The sequence below is a fragment of the Peribacillus sp. Bi96 genome (genome assembly GCF_918698115.1).
GTDB lineage: Bacteria > Bacillota > Bacilli > Bacillales > DSM-1321 > Peribacillus.
On record NZ_CAKKLV010000061.1, the window covers coordinates 1 to 3973 of the forward strand.

Genomic DNA, 3973 nt, shown 5'->3' on the forward strand with positions numbered 1-3973 from the left:
ATGCCTCCATGAAACCAAAATGATCTGAGCTCATTGCTTTTAACCGTTAATGTATTTTCAAGGGTTATGAAATCCTGCGAATAAGTGAGCATTCGAGAGATATAGCTATCATACTGAGGGAGTTCAATAAGAAAAAAGAGTTGCGTATGCAATTTTTTTTGCAGAACGTGTGCCAGTGCAGTTTTTTTGAACATCGTTGAAAGCCTTGTTATATCTAGGTTCAAACGATTGTGATAAAAAGCTGTATAGGAATAGAATAAAGAAAAACACTTAAAACATTGATATGACAACGTTTTAAGTGTTTTGTTGTATCAACAAACTTTGATTTGGGATTGGTTTCTCAGCTGCGTATGTATAATTATTCTTATTATTTTTTTCAAAGTAAGCTACTCACCTGTGTGTGAATCCATAAGCTTTCCTGTCTTTAAATCGTAAATTTTATAATCCATTTCCCACATACGGTCTTTGGTCACCGTAATCTCACAGTAATAAGGAATTGATTTGCCATAAGCATCAAGGTCAGGAATCTCCATGAAACTAAATTGTTCGTCTGTATTAAACATATTGAAAGTCGAATCAGAAGAACGACCAGATGAAGATATTTCTATCGTACATTTTCCATTAACAACATCAAAGTCTTTCGTTATTACATCTTTTAGACTTGGAATGGTCATCCATAAAAGCAGGAGTCCCACTAGAAAACCGCCCAGCATTTTAATAGTCTGCCAAAACTCAATTTCTCTCTCTATATACATATGAATAAAAAATATCACTGTGAATATAACTAAAAACACACCTAAACCAAATAAAAAATAATAAATTAAAATAATAATCCCTTCCCTACAATAAATAATTACTATATTTACGTTAATTCAATTATAAAAGTTTCAAAAGTTATCATTATAACCTTTCCAAAGCGAGATTTGATATGTTCATTTCCGATCATAGCAACATTCAATATAGTTATGGAATTTATAGTTTCACTTTTGTATATCTGTTTAAAGTAACTTTCTACTCCTTCATATTCAACTAAACTGCCCCGTTAGTGCCATAAGAAAAAGGCTGCCGCAGCAACCCCTGTTAATGAACTAAACCAGCTAATAGGATGTCAATATCTTTCTCTGAAATTTTCATTTCCCTTATGATATACTATTTTTGTTCATGACAAATAGCCCTCCAAAATCCTTTTGGAAGGATTTTTCTCTGTTTCACAAAATCGTTAATCAGGCTAAATCTAGGAATGCTTCTTTTCTTTTTAATAAAGCGTAAATCCAATGAAGCAACTTATTCATACAGGCAACAATTGACACTTTGGCCGGTTTTCCTTCTGATTTTTTCTTATCATAGAAGGCTTTAAGCTTTTTGTTCCTTGAACTTCTTATGCCGCATAGTACGGCAAGATACAGAGAATGACGTAATCTGCTCGAACCTCTTTTAGTAATACGATTAATGGTTGCCGTAAACTTACCCGATGAGTGAACACTTGGATCTACTCCAGCGAAGGCAACCAGTTTTTTCGGATGATTAAACCGATCGATTTCACCAATTTCAGAGATAATCGTGGCTGCGATTTTTTCTCCTATACCGGGAATCGATTGGATGATCTTATATTCTTCCAGTTCATTTGCCAGGGCCACTATACGATCTTCCAAATCAGAGAGGTGTCCCTGGTAATGAAAGTCACGTAATCAATATACATACGAAGATTGATTACGTGACTTTCATACACGTTTTTTTGGAATGGATTTCGAGATGCGGAGTCCATTATTTTTTTTGCTTTTTCCCATGCCCATTGACCCGATCGGCTAGGACAGAACTCTATAACACTCTCTGCTAGCTTACTTTCCCCGGCTGTTAATACCGCCTCTGAAGTGGGATATTCCTTTAATATCAATAAAGAAACCCTTGAATATAGATCCCCAAAAACCTTCCGGTATTCAGGAAACACTTGATCTAAAATGGTGTGAAACTGAAGTTTAGCTTCCACATACATATTCGTTACGATTTCCTGTTGTCTTGACAAATTCCGAAGGTCTAATAGCTGTATTCCTCTAATTTTATGAGGGTCAAAATCCTCTTTGTAATACAGCACACACAACTGGTACGCATCGATAGCGTCTGTTTTTACCTTCCGTAAATTGGTCTTCTTTGCCTGATAAGAAATAATCGGATTTAGTAAGATATATAGAATCCCTTGTTCCTCCAGGTATTGAATAACAGGAGTATGGTAATGCCCTGTAGATTCTAAAATGACCATAGGCATCTGCCCTGTCACCTCTTCAATTTCTTTTAGAAAGTCTAAAAAATGATTTAGTTCCTCTTTGATATGCTTCATTGAAAAGCTCTTCCCATACGGTTTAGATTGATCTAAAAATGCCTGAACTTGGCTCTCTCCTTTTGCCACATCCAAACCAACAACTGGATTCATCGTTTTTCCCTCCTCTACTTACTAACCAGTACCCCTAGTCCTCCATGTAGTGTCATAGCTTCGCTTGTTATACGAGATCTACGTCCCAACCAGCCTCAAACATGCTTCTACAAGTAGGGGGCGGACAGTTTAGTTCACGGGATCAAGTCCCACGCACCCGTACGTCCTACCCTGGCTACTGATATAATAGATTCTATTAAAAAAAGGTCAACCAGTAAAAACTGGCTAACCTTATAATACGAACGCACCCGTTAGTTCATTAAGACTTATTGTAGAGTTGACACAAACTGTGCGGTGATGAGTTTTCATTTAAAAAAATAGTCTCTTCTTAATTAGCTATTAAGAAGAGACTATGGCTTATTAAACTTATTCGTTTTTATTCAATGAGGTGATCTAGAATTAAACCGTTATGGTTTTATTTCCCTTTGATAAAAGTCATATAATTGATTAATAGAGGAACTGGACAAGATATGACTGGCTCGTTCAATTTTCTCACGTTCCCAATCGAACCAACGCATTTCCTTTAACTTTTCGATTTCTTTGTCTGTAAAGCGTTTCTTTATCTCTTTAGCAGGGTTGCCGCCTACTATCGTATATGGTGGGACATCTTTGGCAACAACCGATCCAGCCGCAACAATGGCACCTTCACCTATTGTCACACCGGGCATAATCATTGCGTTCATGCCAATCCAGGCATCACTCTCGATGATTGTATCCCCTTTTGGTTCGTAAGAAGTTTCAATCTGCTCCACAAACGGATACACGGTAATCCATTCAGGATGATGATTGTGATTTCCACCCATTAAAATAATTACACCACTTGCAATGCATACGTAATTTCCTATAATCAACTTATCTAAATGCCATCCATGGTCTTCGATGGGGTTAAATAACTTTCTTGATTTTTCATCTCCCCATAGGTATCTAACGCACCCATCTTCAAAATCATGATTATCGTAACAACCAGAATAGTAGGAGTATTTCCCTACTTCAATCATTGGGTTGGTGACAATATCCTTTAGATACTTAATTTCAGACCAGTGGTTAAATCGATGTTGTTTCATTCTTTTCCCTCGCTTCTAAGTAGTATAAATCATTTTTTTACTTAGAAGCTTAATGCCGTAGCAACATTCTTAAACCGTTTCAAACGACGAACCATCGTCCTCATCCTTTTCCTATTTGATGGGGAGATTGTAACAAACGAATCATCTGTTCGTCAAATCTTACCTCACAGTCCGAATACACTTCGCTTATGGAAGTATCCTGCCCCTTTAGTTCCATAAGACTTATTGTAGATGTGACATATAATGTGACATAAAAAAAGACGGTTTTACCGTCTAATAGATTGCACTAGTTTTCTTAGTAAAAACAAAACTAATATTGCGAAATGGATTTGAGTCAATATTTTGGACACAAAGAAGTTAAATCTTAAGCTGTTTTTGTAATTTGATCTTCAATGGCTTGTGGAGTTTTATATCCTAAGCTACTGTGAATTCTTTTTCGGTTATACCAACCTTCAATAAATTGGAATATCGCTAATTTAGC

4 protein-coding genes and 1 pseudogene are annotated in these 3973 nt (G+C 36.2%); all 5 read right to left on the reverse strand.

The features are described 5' to 3' along the window. Nucleotides 1-194 (reverse strand): hypothetical protein (locus LQ203_RS27170; protein ID WP_230163034.1); only part of this gene is annotated, 194 nt, incomplete at its 3' end. Nucleotides 195-386: 192 nt separating this feature from the next. After that, complete coding sequence (locus LQ203_RS27175) at nucleotides 387-695, reverse strand: hypothetical protein (protein WP_201249341.1); 309 nt, start codon at nucleotides 693-695, stop codon at nucleotides 387-389. 528 nt (nucleotides 696-1223) lie between these two features. Beyond that, nucleotides 1224-2428: pseudogene (locus tag LQ203_RS27180) on the reverse strand (IS110 family transposase). A gap of 407 nt (nucleotides 2429-2835) precedes the next feature. Continuing rightward, entirely contained in the window at nucleotides 2836-3492 is a 657-nt protein-coding gene (locus LQ203_RS27185; RefSeq protein WP_230163036.1) for a CatB-related O-acetyltransferase, read from the reverse strand. Between the two features lie 364 nt (nucleotides 3493-3856). Next, nucleotides 3857-3973, reverse strand: a 117-nt coding sequence (locus LQ203_RS27190; RefSeq protein WP_356715595.1) for an IS3 family transposase, incomplete at its 5' end; no start/stop codon positions are given.

Coding starts and splice junctions, on each gene's coding strand:
- LQ203_RS27185 (WP_230163036.1), bottom strand. CDS start 3,492: ATGAAACAACATCGATTTAACCACTGGTCTGAAATTAAGTATCTAAAG.